The sequence below is a fragment of the Streptomyces amritsarensis genome, from assembly GCF_001953875.1.
In the GTDB taxonomy this organism is placed as follows: domain Bacteria; phylum Actinomycetota; class Actinomycetes; order Streptomycetales; family Streptomycetaceae; genus Streptomyces; species Streptomyces amritsarensis.
This window is the reverse complement of the sequence record NZ_MQUR01000095.1, coordinates 1-16,481: the sequence shown is the minus strand read 5'-3', so window position 1 is coordinate 16,481 and position 16,481 is coordinate 1. Positions and strand designations below refer to the sequence as shown.

General features: G+C 71.8%; 16 protein-coding genes. 12 read left to right on the top strand and 4 right to left on the bottom strand.

Going from position 1 to position 16,481, the window contains the following annotated elements; translation table 11 throughout:
• Positions 1 to 19 precede the first annotated feature (19 nt).
• The 10 genes from pafA (at position 20) to AVW11_RS29260 (ending at position 10,032) form a co-directional block, all read left to right on the top strand.
• Positions 20 to 1,381: a Pup--protein ligase gene (pafA, locus tag AVW11_RS29305; protein WP_030655944.1), complete on the top strand. Its 1,362-nt coding sequence runs from the start codon at positions 20 to 22 to the stop codon at positions 1,379 to 1,381.
• A gap of 115 nt (positions 1,382 to 1,496) precedes the next feature.
• Positions 1,497 to 2,438: an FKBP-type peptidyl-prolyl cis-trans isomerase gene (locus AVW11_RS29300; protein ID WP_030853031.1), complete on the top strand. Its 942-nt coding sequence runs from the start codon at positions 1,497 to 1,499 to the stop codon at positions 2,436 to 2,438.
• Positions 2,439 to 2,478: 40 nt separating this feature from the next.
• Positions 2,479 to 2,865 (top strand): FKBP-type peptidyl-prolyl cis-trans isomerase, encoded by a 387-nt coding sequence (locus AVW11_RS29295; protein ID WP_030853029.1) that lies wholly within the window; start codon positions 2,479 to 2,481, stop codon positions 2,863 to 2,865.
• A 125-nt stretch (positions 2,866 to 2,990) separates the two neighbouring features.
• Positions 2,991 to 3,947, top strand: coding sequence for a helix-turn-helix transcriptional regulator (locus tag AVW11_RS29290; RefSeq protein ID WP_030853027.1), 957 nt, complete (start codon positions 2,991 to 2,993; stop codon positions 3,945 to 3,947).
• 121 nt (positions 3,948 to 4,068) lie between these two features.
• Complete coding sequence (locus AVW11_RS29285; protein WP_030853024.1) at positions 4,069 to 5,037, top strand: helix-turn-helix transcriptional regulator; 969 nt, start codon at positions 4,069 to 4,071, stop codon at positions 5,035 to 5,037.
• Between the two features lie 16 nt (positions 5,038 to 5,053).
• Positions 5,054 to 5,281 carry a CpXC domain-containing protein gene (locus tag AVW11_RS29280; protein ID WP_030025910.1) on the top strand — a complete coding sequence of 76 codons (228 nt, stop codon included), beginning with the start codon at positions 5,054 to 5,056 and terminating at the stop codon, positions 5,279 to 5,281.
• Between the two features lie 27 nt (positions 5,282 to 5,308).
• The gene (locus AVW11_RS29275) at positions 5,309 to 5,509 is read left to right on the top strand and encodes a hypothetical protein (protein WP_030853021.1); all 201 of its coding nucleotides are present in this window, start codon (positions 5,309 to 5,311) and stop codon (positions 5,507 to 5,509) included.
• Positions 5,510 to 5,677: 168 nt separating this feature from the next.
• Positions 5,678 to 5,971 (top strand): Sec-independent protein translocase subunit TatA, encoded by a 294-nt coding sequence (gene tatA / locus AVW11_RS29270; RefSeq protein WP_060178566.1) that lies wholly within the window; start codon positions 5,678 to 5,680, stop codon positions 5,969 to 5,971.
• 47 nt (positions 5,972 to 6,018) lie between these two features.
• Positions 6,019 to 6,984 (top strand): twin-arginine translocase subunit TatC, encoded by a 966-nt coding sequence (gene tatC / locus AVW11_RS29265; protein ID WP_060178565.1) that lies wholly within the window; start codon positions 6,019 to 6,021, stop codon positions 6,982 to 6,984.
• Between the two features lie 207 nt (positions 6,985 to 7,191).
• Positions 7,192 to 10,032, top strand: coding sequence for a DEAD/DEAH box helicase (locus tag AVW11_RS29260; RefSeq protein ID WP_060178564.1), 2,841 nt, complete (start codon positions 7,192 to 7,194; stop codon positions 10,030 to 10,032).
• On the opposite strand, the gene AVW11_RS29255 is transcribed toward AVW11_RS29260, so the two are convergent.
• From AVW11_RS29255 to AVW11_RS29240, 4 genes are all read right to left on the bottom strand, one after another.
• Positions 10,029 to 11,012: an RluA family pseudouridine synthase gene (locus AVW11_RS29255; RefSeq protein WP_076046512.1), complete on the bottom strand. Its 984-nt coding sequence runs from the start codon at positions 11,010 to 11,012 to the stop codon at positions 10,029 to 10,031. The two genes, AVW11_RS29260 and AVW11_RS29255, sit on opposite strands and share 4 nt — an antisense overlap.
• Before the next feature lie 18 nt (positions 11,013 to 11,030).
• A complete protein-coding gene (locus tag AVW11_RS29250) occupies positions 11,031 to 12,569 on the bottom strand; it encodes a serine hydrolase (RefSeq protein WP_076046511.1) in 1,539 nt (512 codons plus the stop codon).
• A gap of 179 nt (positions 12,570 to 12,748) precedes the next feature.
• The gene (locus AVW11_RS29245; protein ID WP_076046510.1) at positions 12,749 to 13,588 is read right to left on the bottom strand and encodes a siderophore-interacting protein; all 840 of its coding nucleotides are present in this window, start codon (positions 13,586 to 13,588) and stop codon (positions 12,749 to 12,751) included.
• 48 nt (positions 13,589 to 13,636) lie between these two features.
• The gene (locus AVW11_RS29240; RefSeq protein WP_030853006.1) at positions 13,637 to 14,542 is read right to left on the bottom strand and encodes a 5'-3' exonuclease; all 906 of its coding nucleotides are present in this window, start codon (positions 14,540 to 14,542) and stop codon (positions 13,637 to 13,639) included.
• A 312-nt stretch (positions 14,543 to 14,854) separates the two neighbouring features.
• On the opposite strand from AVW11_RS29240, the gene AVW11_RS29235 reads away from it, so the two are divergent.
• Both AVW11_RS29235 and AVW11_RS29230 read left to right on the top strand, forming a co-directional pair.
• Positions 14,855 to 15,403 (top strand): helix-turn-helix domain-containing protein, encoded by a 549-nt coding sequence (locus tag AVW11_RS29235; RefSeq protein ID WP_199838188.1) that lies wholly within the window; start codon positions 14,855 to 14,857, stop codon positions 15,401 to 15,403.
• An 8-nt stretch (positions 15,404 to 15,411) separates the two neighbouring features.
• Complete coding sequence (locus AVW11_RS29230; protein WP_076046509.1) at positions 15,412 to 16,134, top strand: helical backbone metal receptor; 723 nt, start codon at positions 15,412 to 15,414, stop codon at positions 16,132 to 16,134.
• Positions 16,135 to 16,481: the final 347 nt, after the last annotated feature.

Sequence of the window (16,481 nt, the reverse complement as noted above, 5' to 3'; positions counted from 1 at the left end):
GAAGGCGTAATGTTCAGTCATGGACCGCCGCATTTTCGGGCTGGAGAACGAGTACGGCGTCACGTGCACGTTCAGGGGACAGCGCCGACTGTCTCCTGACGAAGTGGCGCGCTACCTCTTCCGCCGTGTCGTGTCATGGGGCCGCAGCAGCAATGTCTTCCTGCGGAACGGCGCCCGCCTGTACCTCGACGTGGGTTCGCATCCGGAATATGCAACTCCCGAATGTGACAACGTGACCGAGCTGGTCACGCACGACAAAGCAGGCGAGCGCATTCTCGAAGGCCTGCTCGTCGACGCCGAACGCCGCCTGCACGAGGAGGGAATCGCGGGCGACGTCTATCTCTTCAAGAACAACACCGACTCGGCGGGCAACTCGTACGGCTGCCACGAGAACTACCTGGTGGCCCGGCACGGGGAATTCTCCCGCCTGGCGGACATTCTCATTCCGTTCCTCGTCACGCGGCAGCTGATCTGCGGTGCCGGCAAGGTGCTGCAGACCCCTCGGGGCGCGGTCTACTGCGTGAGCCAGCGGGCCGAGCACATCTGGGAGGGTGTCAGCTCCGCGACGACGCGGTCGAGGCCGATCATCAACACGCGCGACGAGCCGCACGCGGACGCGGAGCGGTACCGCCGCCTCCACGTGATCGTGGGGGACTCGAACATGTCCGAGACGACCATGCTGCTGAAGGTCGGGGCGACCGACCTGGTGCTGCGCATGATCGAGGCGGGCACGGTGATGCGGGACCTGACCCTGGAGAACCCGATCCGGGCGATCCGCGAGGTGAGCCACGACATCACGGGCCAGCGCAAGGTGCGCCTGGCGAGCGGCCGGGAGGCCTCCGCGCTGGAGATCCAGCGGGAGTACTACGACAAGGCGGTGGACTTCGCCGAGCGGCGGGGCATCCGCACCGGCGTGGTGGACCAGGTACTGGAGCTGTGGGGCCGCACGCTGGACGCGATCGAGGCCGAGGACCTGGACCGGATCGGCACCGAGATCGACTGGGTCATGAAGTACCAGCTGATCGAGCGGTACCGGGGCAAGCACAACATGACCATGTCCAATCCGCGGGTGGCTCAGATAGACCTCGCCTACCACGACATCCACCGCCGGCGCGGGCTGTACTACCTGCTGGAGCGCAAGGGGCAGGCGGCGCGGATCTGCAACGACCTCAAGATCTTCGAGGGCAAGTCGGTGCCTCCGCAGACGACGAGGGCGCGGCTGCGCGGCGACTTCATCCGCCGGGCGCAGGAGCAGCGGCGGGACTTCACCGTCGACTGGGTGCACCTGAAGCTCAATGACCAGGCGCAGCGCACGGTGCTGTGCAAGGACCCGTTCCGGTCGGTCGACGACCGTGTGGAGAAGCTGATCGCCGGTATGTAGGCAGCCGGTGTGACGTCCCACTTCTCACCGGGGCCCCGTACGTTTCTCGTACGGGGCCCCGTGCACGGCTTAGAGTGGCGGGCGACCGCCTTGCCGTCTGAGATCTGAGGAACCCGTGCGCCGACTTGCCGGCCTGCTTGTCGTACCCCTTCTGCTGCTGTCGACAGCGGCGTGTGGCGACGACAGCGGCTCCGACTCCGCCCAGATGAAGAACGGAGCGCCCGCGATCACCAAGGGCGCCGAGTTCGGGGAGACTCCCACCCTGTCGAAGGGGAAGGGCGAGCCGCCCAAGGAGCTGAAGGTGGTGACCGTCAAGGAGGGCACCGGGCCGGCGCTGAAGAAGGGCGACATCGCCCAGGTCAACTACTACGGCCAGGTGTGGGACGGCACCGAGCCGTTCGACCAGAGCTTCGGCAAGGGCCAGCCGTTCGACGTGACGATCGGCGCGGGCGCCGTCATCAAGGGCTGGGACCAGGGCCTTGAGGGGCAGAAGGTCGGCAGCCGTGTCGAGCTGGTGATCCCGCCGGACCTCGGTTACGGGGCGCAGGGCTCGCCCCCGAAGATCAAGGGCAATGCCACGCTGGTGTTCGTCGTGGACATCGTCAAGGGCGCCACGGTCCCCGCCTCGGCCACGGGCAAGGAAGTCGCGCAGGACAACAAGGACCTGCCGAAGATCGGTACGAACACGGACGGCAAGGAAGTCTCCGTGGCCGTTCCGAAGGACGTCACCCCGCCGGCGAAACTGGTCTCCAACTACGTCATCGAGGGCGACGGCCCGGCCGTGACGGACAAGAACAGTGTCGTCGTCAAGTTCCACGGCAAGACGTGGAAGGACGACAAGACGTTCGAGAGCACCTACACCTCCGACCAGTCGGTGACCTGGCCGCTGGAGCAGCTCCAGGTGAAGGGCCTCAAGGACGGCATCGTCGGCAAGAAGGTCGGCAGCCGCGTCCTGCTGGTCATCCCGCCGGACATGGGCTTCGGCGACAAGGAGCAGGGGACCATCCCGGCGAACTCGACGCTGGTCTTCAGCCTCGACATCCTCGCGGTGATGTAAGACTGTCCCGGTTGTCCCATCAGTTTTGAGGAGCAGTTCCGTGAGCAGCAAGCCTGAGAAGCTCGAGAAGCCCGAGATCGACTTCCCGGAGGGCCCGGTCCCCAGCGACCTCGTCATCGAGGACATCTGGGAGGGCGACGGCGCCGAGGCCAAGGCCGGCTCTCGCGTCTCGGTCCACTACGTGGGCGTGGCGTTCTCCACCGGCGAGGAGTTCGACGCTTCCTGGAACCGCGGCTCCGCGCTGCAGTTCCAGCTCGGTGTCGGCCAGGTCATCGAGGGCTGGGACAAGGGCGTGCAGGGCATGAAGGTCGGCGGCCGCCGCAAGCTGACGATCCCCGCCCACCTCGCCTACGGCGAGCGTGGCGCGGGCGGTGCGATCGCCCCGGGCGAGACGCTGATCTTCGTCTGCGACCTGATGGCCGCCTGATACAGGGCCGCCGAGAGCGCAGGGCCCCCGCCGTGAGGCGGGGGCCCTCGCTTTTGTCCGGGACCGCCGGGGCGGTACGGTCAACGGTCACGAGTGTGTGTGTCGAGAACGGGGGATGGGCGTCGATGGCGATTGCCAAGGCCGAGCGTCTGATGAATCTGGCGCTGTGTCTGCTGGGGACCCGCCGGCCGCTGAGCAAGCGCGAGCTGCGCGGTTCCATCGAGGCCTACATGGAAGCCGGCAACGACGAGTCCTTCAACCGCATGTTCGAGCGGGACAAGGACGACCTGCGGGAGCTCGGTCTGGTGATCGAGACGGTGGAGAACCTGGAGGGGGAGACGGGCTATCTGGCCCGCCGGGACAGCAACCGGCTGCCCCCGGTCTCCCTGGACGCCGAGGAGGCCGCCGCGCTGGGCCTGGCGGCGAAGGTCTGGCAGCAGGCCCGCCTGGCGGGAGCCGCCAGCGGCGCCCTGCAGAAGCTGCGGGCGGGCGGGATGCCGGAGGCGGACAACCCCTACGAGGGCCAGCACAGTGCCATCGAGCCGCGCATCCCGGTCCACGAGGCGGCCTTCGAGCCGCTGATGCTGGCCTGCCGGGACCGCCGGCCGGTGGTCTTCGACTACCGCAAGTCGACCGCGGCCCGGCCCGAGACCCGTCAGGTGGAGCCGTGGGCGCTGGAGTGCTGGCGCGGCCACTGGTACCTGGCCGGCTACGACCGTGACCGCGGGGCGGAGCGGGTGTTCCGGCTGTCGCGGATCACCGGGAAGGTCCGCTCGCGTGCGGCGAAGTACACCGCGGAGGTGCCGGACGTGGTCACCGTGCGGGAGACCGTGGCGAGCTGGGCCGGGGAGAGCGCGGACCGCTCCGCGCTGATCCGGCTGCGGTCGGGGGCGGGTTATCCGCTGCGGGCCAAGGCGACGGCGGTCCGCGAGGGCACCGACGGCTGGGACGAGCTGGAGATCCCCTACGGGCACGGGCTCGACGCCTGGCTGGTGGAGTTCGGTCCCGACGTCGTCGTGGTCGGACCCGCCGATCTCCGGGCGGACGTGGTGGACCGGCTGCGGGCCGTCGCCGGGGCCTGACACGCTGTTCCGGGTGGTGCCCGCCGTCCGGTCACCGCCCGCGGTGCGGGGCAGCTCCGCCCGCCGCACCATTGCACACCGCGACATCCACAGACGTGCCCTGAGGGGGAGACGTACCAGCATGGCTGCCAACGCCATCGACCAGACCCGCCGGATGCTGTCCCTGGTGACGTACCTGCGCGAGCGCCCGGGTGCGCACGTCGCCGACGTCGCGCGCGCCTTCGGCATCACCGAGGACGAGCTGATCTCCGACCTCGACGTGCTGCCCATGTGCGGGACCAGCTTCCGGGGCGGGGACCTGCTCGACATCGACACCGACGGGGAGCGCATCTGGTGGCGCAACCCCGACGCCTCGGGGGAGTCCACCGCCGAGCCGCTGCGGCTGGCCGCCGACGAGGCGACCGCGCTGCTGGTCGCCGCGCGCGCCGTGGCGACGCTGCCGGGGCTGCGCGAGAGCGACCGGGACGCCCTGCTGCGGGCGACGGCCAAGCTGGAGGCGGCCGCGGGCGAGGCGGCCGGGGCCAGCTCCCGGCTGTCGGTGACCTTCGAGTCCGAGGGCGGGGTCTTCGCGGACGTCGACCGGGCCATCGCGGAACGCCGCCGGCTGTGGCTGCGCTACTACTCGCCGGCTCGTGACGAGCTCACCGAGCGCGAGGTCGACCCGATCCGGCTCTTCGCGGTGGGGCACACGTACATGGAGGGCTGGTGCCACCTCTCCGAGGACCGGCGCACCTTCCGGCTCGACCGGGTGGCGGAGATCCGACTGCTGGACGAGCGGTCCGAGCCGCCCGCCATCGAGCCGCGCGACCTGTCCGAGGGCCTCGTCCAGCCGTCCGCCGAGGACCCGGAGGTCGTCGTCGAGGTCGGGCCCGGCGGGCGATGGGTCGCCGAGTACTACCCGCACGACAGCGCCGAGGAGCTCGCGGACGGTGGCCTGCGCATCACGCTGCGCAGCCCTGACCCGGCCTCGCTGCGGCGGCTCGCGCTCCGGCTGGGCCGTGAGGGGCGGATCGTGGCCCCCGCCGAGCTGGCGGACAGCGCGCGCAGCGCCGCCCGGGAGGCACTCGCGGGGTACGGGGAACAGGTCTGAGGGGAGGGCGGTCGAGATGTCGCCAACGTCCGGGCCGGTCGCCTTCAAGGCCTCCTGTCCCGAATGTCGCGCCCGCTTCGAGCTGGACGCGGGCGCCCTGCGGCTGGCCATCGGCGGCAGCCGCAGGGCCACCTTCTACTCCTTCACCTGTCCCGAATGCGGCGCCGCCGTCCGCAAACCGGCCGGCGACCGCATCGTGGAACTGCTGACCGGTGGCGGCGTGAGCACCCTGCGCAGCATCTGAGGCGGCCGGTGGCCTAGGCTCGGCCCCATGCTGTGGCCGATGTTCGCAATTGCCCTGGGGTTCGCCGGAGTGGCCGTGCTCGCCGTGTTGGCCGTGCGCGTGTACGCGGAGGTGCGCAGGCTCTCCGCGGAGGTGGCCCTGGCGAGCCGCCGGATCACCGCCGCGTCGGCCGACCTGGAGCGGGAGGCCCTGGGGCTGGCGCGGGCGGGCGCCGACGTGCGGCCGTAGCGAATGCGACAGCCGTGTGACCGGGGGATTGACAACCGGCCAGGACGCAAGACCGGGTATGCCGGGGGATTGCCGGGCGTTAACCCCCTGGGGTTACGATCCTCGGTAGAGACAGTCCCAGGCGCCCGTGCCGGTGTGCTGTGAACCTCGGAGAAAAGGAAGATACCTATGTTCGGCAACCTCAGGGGTTGGGAAATCTTCGTCATTCTCGGAGTCATCATCCTGCTGTTCGGCGCCAAGAAGCTCCCCGACATGGCCCGCTCCCTCGGCAAGTCGGCCCGCATCCTCAAGAGCGAGGCCAAGGCCATGAAGAAGGACGGCGAGGCCGACGACGCGGCCGCCGCTCCCGCCGCCGACCAGTCCGCGGGGGCGCCGGTCGCCCCGCGCACCATCCAGGCCGCGCCCGGTGACGTCACCAGCTCCCGGCCGGTCAGCGAGCCGAACCGCACCGCCCAGGGCTGAGGGACGCCCTTCACGCCAGTCATCTGCAACGAGACAAGGGACGTGGGTTGCTCAAGTCTGCCCGCAAGCAGGGGAAACAAGAACGAAAGGCAAAGGACGCCGAAGGGCGCATGCCTCTCGTCGAGCACCTGCGCGAACTGCGTAACCGGCTGCTGAAGTCGGTCCTGGCGATCCTCGTCATCACGATCGTCGCGGCCTTCTTCTACCGGGACATCATCAACTTCCTGCTGAAGCCGATGCTGGACTCCGTCGGCTGCACGAATGGTGTGGTGACCCAGCGCAACGGGCGCCCCTGCGCCGACATGACCGTGAACGGCCTGATCTCGGCGTTCTCGATCGCCCTGAAGGTCTCGCTGATGGCCGGCGTGGTGCTCTCCGCGCCGGTGTGGCTGTACCAGCTGTGGGCGTTCGCCGCGCCCGGGCTGCACAGCCACGAGAAGAAGTACGCGCGGAGCTTCGTCGCGGTCGGAGCGCCCCTCTTCATGGCCGGCGCCGTGCTCGCGTACAAGATCCTCCCGCAGACCGCGATGATCATGCTCGAGTTCACGCCCGACCACGCGCGCAACCTGCTGCCGGTCGACGACTACCTCGACCTGGTCACCCGCATGGTGATCGTCTTCGGTCTGGCCTTCGAGCTGCCGCTGCTGCTGATCCTCCTGAACTTCACCGGCGTCCTCACCGGCAAGCGCCTGGCGGGCTGGTGGCGGGGCATGGTCCTCGGCATCACGGTCTTCGCCGCCTTCGCGACGCCCACCGGTGACCCGCCGACCATGCTCGCGCTGGCCCTGCCCATCGTGGCCCTCTACTTCGCGGCCGTCGGGCTCTGCCTCCTCAACGACCGCCGACGCCGGCGCAACGACCCCGACGCCGGACTGGGCGACGACGAGGCCTCCGACCTCGACCTGACCCCGGCGCCCATCGGCGAGATGGAATCGGTGCCCGCCCCCGCTGCGCTGCCCGGACAGGCCGACGGCGGACGGCAGCGGATCAACGGGTACGACGACGCCACCTGACCGCACGCCCCCGGGTGCCCCGGGACCGGGCACGGGCTTTCCGGTACGCGGGGCGGCGACGGCACGGTGTCCCCGGCCTTCCGGGCCCCCGCACGGCACCCCGGTGCCGTGCGGGGGCGCCGGCCGAGCGCATGGCCGGGGCGGTCCGGCTCCTCACATAAATGATCGCGACTGTTGTCAGACCCGGCGGGTAGGCTCGACAGCAAGATGACCGAAGAACTCTCACCCGCCGAGCGGTACGCCGCTGCCCGGATCCGCGCCGCCGAAGAGGCCACCGCCCTGGCCCCCTTCCGCGAGATGTACGACTTCGACCTGGATCCGTACCAGGTGGAGGCCTGCAAGGCGCTGGAGGCGGGCAAGGGCGTCCTCGTGGCCGCCCCGACCGGCTCGGGCAAGACCATTGTCGGCGAGTTCGCCGTGCACCTGGCCCTCGCGCAGGGCCGCAAGTGCTTCTACACGACGCCGATCAAGGCGCTCTCGAACCAGAAGTACGCCGACCTCGTCAAGCGCTACGGCGCCGACAAGGTGGGCCTGCTGACGGGCGACAACAGCGTCAACTCCGAGGCGCCGGTGGTCGTGATGACCACCGAGGTGCTCCGCAACATGCTCTACGCGGGCTCACAGTCCCTGCGCGGCCTCGGCTACGTCGTGATGGACGAGGTCCACTACCTCTCCGACCGGTTCCGCGGAGCCGTCTGGGAAGAGGTGATCATCCACCTCCCCGAATCGGTGACCCTGGTCTCCCTGTCGGCCACCGTGTCCAACGCCGAGGAGTTCGGCGACTGGCTGGACACCGTGCGCGGGGACACCGAGGTGATCGTCTCGGAGGAGCGGCCCGTACCGCTGTGGCAGCACGTCATGGCCGGCCGCCGGATCTACGACCTCTTCGAGGAGGAGTCCGACCACGGCGGCCGCGGCTCCGCACGCCGCGAGGTCAACCCCGACCTGCTGCGCATGGCGCGCGAGGAGAACAGCCGCACCTACAGCCCCAAGGACCGGCGCCGCGGCAAGATGGTCCGCGAGGCCGACCGCGAACGCGAGCGGCGCTCCCGCGGCCGGATCTGGACCCCGTCCCGCCCCGAGGTCATCGCCCGCCTCGACAACGACGGGCTGCTGCCCGCCATCAACTTCATCTTCAGCCGGGCCGGCTGCGAGGCCGCCGTCCAGCAGTGCCTGTTCGCCGGCCTGCGGCTCAACGACGAGTCCGCGCGGCTGAAGGTCCGCGAGATCGTGGAGTCGCGCACCGCCGCCATCCCCACCGAGGACCTGCACGTCCTCGGCTACTACGAGTGGCTCGAAGGCCTGGAGCGGGGCATCGCCGCTCACCACGCGGGCATGCTGCCGACCTTCAAGGAGGTCGTGGAGGAACTCTTCGTCCGCGGACTGGTGAAGGCCGTCTTCGCCACGGAGACCCTGGCGCTGGGCATCAACATGCCCGCGCGCACGGTGATCCTGGAGAAGCTCGTCAAGTGGAACGGCGAGCAGCACGCAGACATCACCCCCGGCGAGTACACCCAGCTGACCGGCCGGGCCGGCCGGCGCGGCATCGACGTCGAGGGCCACGCGGTCGTGCTCTGGCAGCGGGGCATGGACCCGGTCGGCCTCGCCGGGCTCGCGGGCACCCGTACGTACCCGCTGCGCTCCAGCTTCAAGCCCTCCTACAACATGGCCGTCAACCTGGTCAGCCAGTTCGGGCGGCACCGCTCGCGCGAGCTGTTGGAAACCTCCTTCGCGCAGTTCCAGGCGGACCGCTCCGTCGTCGGGATCTCCCGGCAGGTGCAGCGCAACGAGGAGGGCCTGGCGGGCTACCAGGAGGGCATGACCTGCCACCTGGGGAACTTCGAGGAGTACGCCCAGCTGCGCCGCGACCTCAAGGACCGCGAGACGGAGCTGGCCAAGCAGGGCGCGGCCCAGCGGCGGGTGCAGGCGGCCAGCTCGCTGGAGAAGCTCAAGCCGGGCGACATCATCCACGTCCCGACGGGCAAGTTCGCCGGGCTCGCCCTGGTCCTCGACCCGGGCGTGCCGGCCGGACGGGTCCACGGCAGCCGCGGCTACGAATACGCCGAGGGCCCGCGCCCGCTGGTGCTCACCGCCGAGCGGCAGGTCAAGCGGCTCGCCGCGATGGACTTCCCGGTCCCGGTCGAGGCACTGGACCGGATGCGGATCCCCAAGACCTTCAACGCGCGCTCGCCGCAGTCCCGTCGGGACCTCGCCTCCCAGCTGCGGAGCAAGGCCGGGCACATCACCCCGGAGCGGCGCGGCCGCGGCCGGGCCGCGGCCGCCGACGACCGCGAGATCGCCAGGCTGCGCACCGAACTGCGGGCACACCCCTGCCACGGCTGCGACGAGCGCGAGGACCACGCCCGCTGGGCGGAGCGCTACCACCGGCTCAAGCGGGACACCCAGCAGTTGGAGCGGCGGATCGAGGGCCGGACGAACACGATCGCCCGCACCTTCGACCGGATCCACGCACTGCTGACCGAGCTGGACTACCTGCGCGAGGACGAGGTCACCGTGCACGGCAGGCGGCTGGCCCGGCTGTACGGGGAGCTTGACCTGCTGGCGTCCGAATGCCTGCGCGCCAGGATCTGGGAGGGCCTGAACCCCGCGGAACTGGCCGCCTGCGTCTCGGCGTTGGTCTTCGAGGCCCGGCAGTCCGACGACGCGGTCGCACCGAAGGTCCCGGGCGGCGCGGCGAAGGCGGCGCTCGGGGAGATGGTCCGCATCTGGGGCCGGCTCGACGCCCTGGAGGAGGAGCACCGCATCAACCAGGCGGAGGGCGTGGGCCAGCGCGAGCCGGACCTCGGCTTCGCGTGGGCGGCGTACCAGTGGGCCTCCGACAAGAGCCTGGACGAGGTGCTGCGCGAGGCGGAGATGCCGGCGGGCGACTTCGTGCGCTGGTGCAAGCAGGTCATCGACGTGCTCGGGCAGATCGCGGCGGCGGCCCCCTCGGCCACCGGCGACAGCGGCAGCACGGTCGCGAAGAACGCCCGCAAGGCCGTCGACGCGCTCCTTCGGGGCGTGGTGGCCTACAGCTCCGTCGGCTAGCCGTACCGGGGCGTCGCCGGCTGGGAGGTGCCCGCCTCCCAGCCGGGCCGGTCATGCCAGGCCTGGAGGGTGCGGGTGCTCTCGAAGCGGTGGGCGGCGCCGGTCACCGGGTCGGTGAACGCCAGTACCCGGGCGAGGAGTTGCAGGGGCCGCCGGTAGTCGTCCGGAGCCGGGTCGGTGACCTGCGGGTACACCGGGTCGCCGAGGATCGGCAGGCCCAGGCCGTTCATGTGCACCCGCAGCTGGTGGGTGCGGCCGGTGTGCGGAGTCAGCCGGTAGCGGCCCAGGCCGTCGCGCACGTCGACGAGCTCGATCCGGCTCTCGGCGTTGGGCGGGCCGGGGACCTCGGTCGCGGCGATCACCCCGCGGAGCTTCTCGATCCGGCTGCGGACCGTGGCGGGGAAGGCGAGCCGCAGGTCGTGGGGCGCGAGGGCCTCGTACTCCTTGTGCACCTCGCGCCGCTGGAACAGGAGCTGGTAGGCGCCGCGGTCCTCGGGCCGGACGCTGAACATCACCAGCCCGGCGGTGAGCCGGTCCAGGCGGTGGGCGGGGCTGAGCCCGGGCAGGTCCAGCTCCTCACGCAGCCGGGCCAGGGCGGTCTCGGTGATGTGGCTGCCGCGCGGGGTGGTCGCCAGGAAATGCGGCTTGTCCACGACGAGGAGGTGCTCGTCCCGGTGGACGACGCGGACCGCGAACGGCACGGGGGGCTCCGGTTCCATGTCGCGGTGGAACCACAGGTAGGCGCCGGGCTCGTACGGGTCCCGCGCATGCAGGACCCGCCCGCCGGGGCCGAGGACCCGGCCCGCGGCCAGCAGCCGCGCCATGGACTCCTCGCCGCGGGTGCCGGCGTAGCGGGCGGCGAGGTAGCCGCCGAGGTCCGGCCAGGTGCCGTCCGGGTCGGGCGGCAGCCGGAGCCGGACCGGGTCGATGCCGGCCCGCTGGGGGAGGGGCGAGGGGGGCGGCTGGGCTCTGCGTCTCATCGGGGACAGGCTATGCGGCTACTGCCGGGTGAAGGTGCCCAGGTGGTTCTCGTCGAGGTACTCGACGCGGAGTTTGCCGTCCGTGAAGAACACGCCGGTGCGGCCGACGGCGTTCTCGCCGGTGGTCTCGAAGCTGAAGGTGTCGCCGTCGTAGTGGGTCAGCGGGAAGCGCATCGGCTTCGGGCCGAGGGAGAGGGTGAGCGCGCCGTCGCCGGCGGCGGTGACGGTGGCCTTGCCGTAGTAGGGGTTGTCGTAGGTGCCGGTGTACGCGGCGCTGTCGCGGGCGGGCTTCGCACCGGCGGGCGGGTGGGCGTAGTCGGTCTCGGACCGGCCGACTGAGAACGTCTGGGCGTAGCTCGCGGCCACCAGCGGCAACCAGTCGGTGGTGGGCTTGCCGTACTGGGCCGTGTCGAAGAAGTCCAGGGCGACGGAGTCGGCCAGCCCGACCGGGGCGCCGTTGGTCAGGACGACGATGCCGAGCCGCTCCAGCGGGAGCATCGTGACGTTGGAATTCACGCCGAGGGCGAAGCCCCCGGAGTGGCTCAGGCGCAGCCGGCCCGCGTCGTCGTAGGAGACGTTCCAGCCGAGCCCGTAGAACTGCGGGGTGCCGCGGCCGGTCACGGCCTGGGCCACGATCTCGGGCTGGTAGGTGCGGGCGAGGGCGTCGGCCGGGACGATCCGCTTCCCGTCCAGGCTGCCGGTGTCCAGATGGAGCCGCAGCCAGCGGGACATGTCGCGGGCGGTGGAGCTGGCCCCGCCCGCCGGGGTCTGGGCGTCGGCGTCGCGGACGTAGCGCGGGCTCCAGGTGCCGTCCGGATTGCGGACGTGGCCCCACGCCCGGTCCGGGGCTTTGGCGTAGGCGTCGAACTCGGTACTGGTGCGGGTCATCCCGGCGGGCTTGAAGAGCGTGTCCTCGCTGAGCTTCTGCCAGCTCACGCCCTGGCCACGGGCGACGGCCTCGGCGGCGGCGGTGAGCCCGAAGTTGGTGTAGGCATAGCTCGCACGAAAGGGGGTCAACGGCTCCTCCCGCAGGTGGTCGAGGATGTAGGCCCGGTCGTAGCCCAGATCCTCGAGGAGGTCCCCGGCGTGGTCGGGGAGGCCGCTGCGGTGCGAGAACAGGTCGGCGGGGGTGACGTGGGAGGTGACCCAGGGGTCCTTGAGGGCGAACCCGGCGAGGGAGCCGGCAAGGGGCTTGTCCCAGTCACCGGGATCGGCCAGGGCGCCGGCGATGACGGTGGAGGACACGGGCTTGGAGACGGAGGCCAGCTGGAAGACGGTGTCGGGGTCGACCTTGGCACTCTCGCCGGTGCGACGCAGGCCGAAGCCTTTGAGGTAGACCACCTCGCCGTTGTGGACGACGGCGACCGCGACGCCTGGGACGCCGGTGCGGCGCATCTTTCCCGCGATGGAGCCGTCGAGGGCGGCGACGGCCCTGCCGACGGCCGCGTCGGTCAGTTGGGGGCGCGGAGCGGGGGGCGGGCTCGGTGCCGCCGTGGCCGCCGAGGCGGTGAGGAGGGCCGCGGCCCCTGCCGCTCCGAGGGTGCGAAGCGTACGCATGGGGACATCATCCCGCCGTACGCCGGTTGGCGCGCGCCGCGGCCGGGTGTGCGCGGTGCGGCGCCGTTGCGGGGGCGCCGCGCCCGTGCCCCCGCGCCTCGAACGCCGGCGGGGCTGGAGCGTGCGGGGTGCCGCCCCCGCGGGGCCCGTGGGACGGACTGCTGGCCGCCCCACGAGGCTCAGGCGGCGGCGCGGTGTTCCTGTTCGGCTTCGACGGTTGCGTTCCAGTCGCGCTTGATCGCGCGCCAGCCCTCGTCCGTCTCCCCCAGGCGCCAGTAGCCGGAGATCGACAGGCGTTCGCGGGGGATGCCGCGCTCCAGGCGGAGGTGGCGGCGCAGGTCCTTGACGAAGCCGGCTTCGCCGTGGACGAAGGCGTGCACGTCCGTGGAGGGGAACTCCAGGGCCTGGACCGCCTCGACGAGGGCCTCGCCGACCGGACGGCCACCGCGGTGGAGCCAGACGGGGCTGATGCCGTCGGGGGTGGCGACCTTCAGTTCGTCGCCCGGACCGTCGATCTCCACGAAGGCGTGGACCCGCGCGCCCGCCGGCATCCGCTCCATGGCCGCGGCGATCGCCGGCAGGGCGCTCTCGTCGCCGATCAGGAGGTGCCAGCCGGCCGCCGCGTCCGGGGCGTAGGCGCCGCCCGGGCCGAGGAACCGTACGACCTCGCCCGGCTGGGCGCGGGCCGCCCAGGGCCCGGCCAGGCCCTCGTCGCCGTGGACGACGAAGTCGAGGGTCAGCTCGCGGTGCACCGGGTCCCAGTTCCGCACGGTGTAGGCGCGCTGGCGCGGCCACTGCGCCCGCGGAAAGTCGCGGCGGATGCGTTCCAGGTCCCACGGCGCGGGGTAGGACACACCCTCGGGAGCGAAAAGGAGTTTCACGTAGTGGTCTGTGTACTCGCCCGCGCCGAAGTCGGCCAGTCCCTCACCACCCAGCACGAGGCGCACCATGTGCGGCGAAAGCCGCTCGGTGCGTACGACAACGGCGGTGCCGACGGTGCGGCCGCGTCCTTCTGCCACGGTGACTCCCTGACTCCCATGAAACTTAGCCTTACCTAAGTTAGCACCTCAGGAGCGCAGGGCGCCGCTCAGACGGGACACAGCCCCGCCCAATCCCCACCGATGGGCTAGCGCGTCGACCAGCTCGGGCTGCGCCGGGACCGCCGGAAGGGCCGCTTCGAACCGCGGAAGCGGCACGTCAGAGGCCACCTTGACCACCTTCGGCGCCACCGCCAGATACGGCCGGGACTCGTCCAGCCGCTTGCGCTGGGCGGGCGTCAGTTTCGACTTCGGGTCGTCGACCGCCGCGATGATCCCGGCCAGGTCGCCATAGGCGTCGAGCAGTTTCGCCGCCGTCTTCTCACCGATGCCGGGAACACCCGGCAGGCCGTCGCTCGGGTCGCCGCGCAGCAGGGCGAGGTCCGCGTAACCGGGGCCGTCCACCCCGTACTTCTCCCGCAGCCACGCCTCGTCCGCCACCTGGAGGGTGCCCACGCCCTTGAGGGGGTACAGCACCCGCCGCTGCCGGGCGTCGTCCACGAGCTGGTACAGGTCCCGGTCGCCGGTGACGATGTCGACCGGCCCCGTCGCACGGGCGGTGAGCGTCCCGATCACGTCGTCCGCCTCGTACCCGGCGACACCGACGCGGGCGATGCCGAAGGCGTCCAGGGCCGCCTCGATGATCGGCACCTGCGGGGCCAGCGTGTCCGGGGTCTCCTCCACGTCGGGACCCGTCTCCGTCTCGACGGCGACCCGGTGGGCCTTGTACGAGGGGATCAGCTCCACCCGCCAGTGCGGCCGCCAGTCGGCGTCCATGCACGCCACCAGATCGTCCGGCCGGTGGTCCTGCACGAGCCGGCCGATGAAGTCGAGGAGCCCGCGCACGGCGTTGACCGGGGTGCCGTCGGGGGCCTTCACGGAGTCCGGCACGCCGAAGTAGGCGCGGTAGTAGAGGGAGGCGGTGTCCAGCAGCATCAGGCGTCGTGTCGTCACGCAGACGATGATGCCGCAACGCGCCACACCGCCGTCCCGGCCGCCGGGACGCCCCGCCGTGCTCCCGTCCGCCCCCCGAACACCACGCACGGTGAGCGGACGGGTACGGGAAGGCCGGTGCGGGCGAAACCGGAGCCGGTTGCTGCGTAAGGTGCTTACAGCACACCGATGTGCGACGGACATGGGGAGGGCAGCCCCGACATGAACGACAGGGACGGGACGGACGGCCTGAACGCCAAGCTGGACGACACGGACGACAAGGGCAAGGACAAGGACGGCAAGGAACCGCTGCGGGTGGGCGTGGCCGTGCGCAAGCGGCGCCGCGCGCTCCACCTCACGCTGGCCGCCGTGTCGGCGCGAAGCGGCCTGTCGGTGCCCTTCCTGAGCCAGATAGAGAACGAGCGGGCCCGGCCCAGCATGCGGTCCCTCGAACGCGTCGCGGACGCCCTGGAGACCACGGCCGTCGAGCTGCTCGCCGCCTCCGACACCGCGCGCACCGTGGACCTCGTACGGGCCGGCGACGCGTCCGGCCTCACCCCGATCACCGGCGTACGGCCCCTCGTGCGCGGGCACCACCAGCTGCACGCCATGGAGTTCACCGGGGACCGGGACGCCGGGCGCGAGTACCAGCACCGCAACGACGAACTGATGTACGTCGTCGAAGGCGCCTGCCAGGTCGAGGCCGAGGGGCGGGCGTACCGGCTGGAGAGCGGGGACGCCCTCTTCCTGTCCGGAGGGGTGCGCCACCGCTGGCGGGCCGTCACCGAGGACACCCGGATCCTGGTGGTCGCCGTGGGGGACCACATCCACGCGACGTCCGAACCCCCGTCCCCCGGGCAGTGAGCGGCGGCGTGCGGCGCATCGTGTCGCTGGTCCCGTCGCTGACCGAGGCGGTGGCCGTGAGCGCGCCGGGGCGGCTGGTCGGCGTCACCGACTGGTGCACGCACCCCGGCGACCTCGGGGCGGCGGAGCGGATCGGGGGCACGAAGAACCCCGACGTGCGCAGGATCGCCGAACTCCGCCCGGACCTGGTGATCGCCAACGAGGAGGAGAACCGGGCACCGGACCTGGCCGCGCTGCGCGCGGCCGGCGTGGAGGTGCTCGTCACCGAGATCCGCGACCTGCCGCAGGCGCTGCGCGAGCTCGACCGGGTGCTGGTGGGGGCGCTGGGCCTGGCGCGGCCGGGCTGGCTGGCGGACGCGGAGGCGGCGTGGGCCCGCGCGGAACCGGTGGGAGAGCTCACGGCCTTCGTGCCGGTGTGGCGGCGGCCGTGGATGGTGCTGGGCCGGGACACCTTCGCGGGTGACCTGCTGGCCCGGCTCGGCGTGCGCAACGTCTACGCCGGGCACGCCGAGCGGTACCCGAGGATCCCGGAGGAGGAGCTGGCCGCGGCCGACTGCGATCTGGTGGTGCTGCCGGACGAGCCGTACGCCTTCGCGGCGGGCGACGGGCCGGAGGCCTTCCCGCGCCACCCGGCGGCCCTGGTCGACGGCCGGCACCTGACCTGGTACGGGCCGTCGCTGGCCGCCGCGCCGACGGTACTGTCGCAGGCCTTGCGCGCGGCCCACCGCTAGGCTCCCGCCGGGGTGGCCGAAGGCCGGTGGCTCCGCCGGGGCCGAGGTTCTCGGCGCGGGGTGGCTCCGGGTGCCGATGCTCCGGCGCGACCGCGGTCCCTGGCCCGGGGCGGCTTCGGCGGGGCGGTGGTTCCTGGTGCGGGGCGGCCGGTTGCTGGTGCTTCGGCGGGGCCGGGGTTCCTGGTTCGGGGCGGTGTCCGGGGCGGTGTTTCGGCGGGGCCGTGGTTCCGGGTTCGGGGTGGCCGGTTGCCGGTCGTTCGGCGGGGCGGGGGTGGTTCTGTGTGGTGCGGTGCCCCGCCGGAGTGTCTCCTCGGCTCGGCGCGTGCGGCCTTGTCGCGGCCAGGCGG

Coding starts and splice junctions, on each gene's coding strand:
- tatA (WP_060178566.1), top strand. CDS start 5,678: ATGTTCGGCAACCTCAGGGGTTGGGAAATCTTCGTCATTCTCGGAGTC.
- AVW11_RS29290 (WP_030853027.1), top strand. CDS start 2,991: ATGGCGATTGCCAAGGCCGAGCGTCTGATGAATCTGGCGCTGTGTCTG.
- AVW11_RS29285 (WP_030853024.1), top strand. CDS start 4,069: ATGGCTGCCAACGCCATCGACCAGACCCGCCGGATGCTGTCCCTGGTG.
- AVW11_RS29240 (WP_030853006.1), bottom strand. CDS start 14,542: ATGCTGCTGGACACCGCCTCCCTCTACTACCGCGCCTACTTCGGCGTG.
- AVW11_RS29255 (WP_076046512.1), bottom strand. CDS start 11,012: ATGAGACGCAGAGCCCAGCCGCCCCCCTCGCCCCTCCCCCAGCGGGCC.
- AVW11_RS29260 (WP_060178564.1), top strand. CDS start 7,192: ATGACCGAAGAACTCTCACCCGCCGAGCGGTACGCCGCTGCCCGGATC.
- AVW11_RS29250 (WP_076046511.1), bottom strand. CDS start 12,569: ATGCGTACGCTTCGCACCCTCGGAGCGGCAGGGGCCGCGGCCCTCCTC.
- AVW11_RS29280 (WP_030025910.1), top strand. CDS start 5,054: ATGTCGCCAACGTCCGGGCCGGTCGCCTTCAAGGCCTCCTGTCCCGAA.
- AVW11_RS29275 (WP_030853021.1), top strand. CDS start 5,309: ATGCTGTGGCCGATGTTCGCAATTGCCCTGGGGTTCGCCGGAGTGGCC.
- pafA (WP_030655944.1), top strand. CDS start 20: ATGGACCGCCGCATTTTCGGGCTGGAGAACGAGTACGGCGTCACGTGC.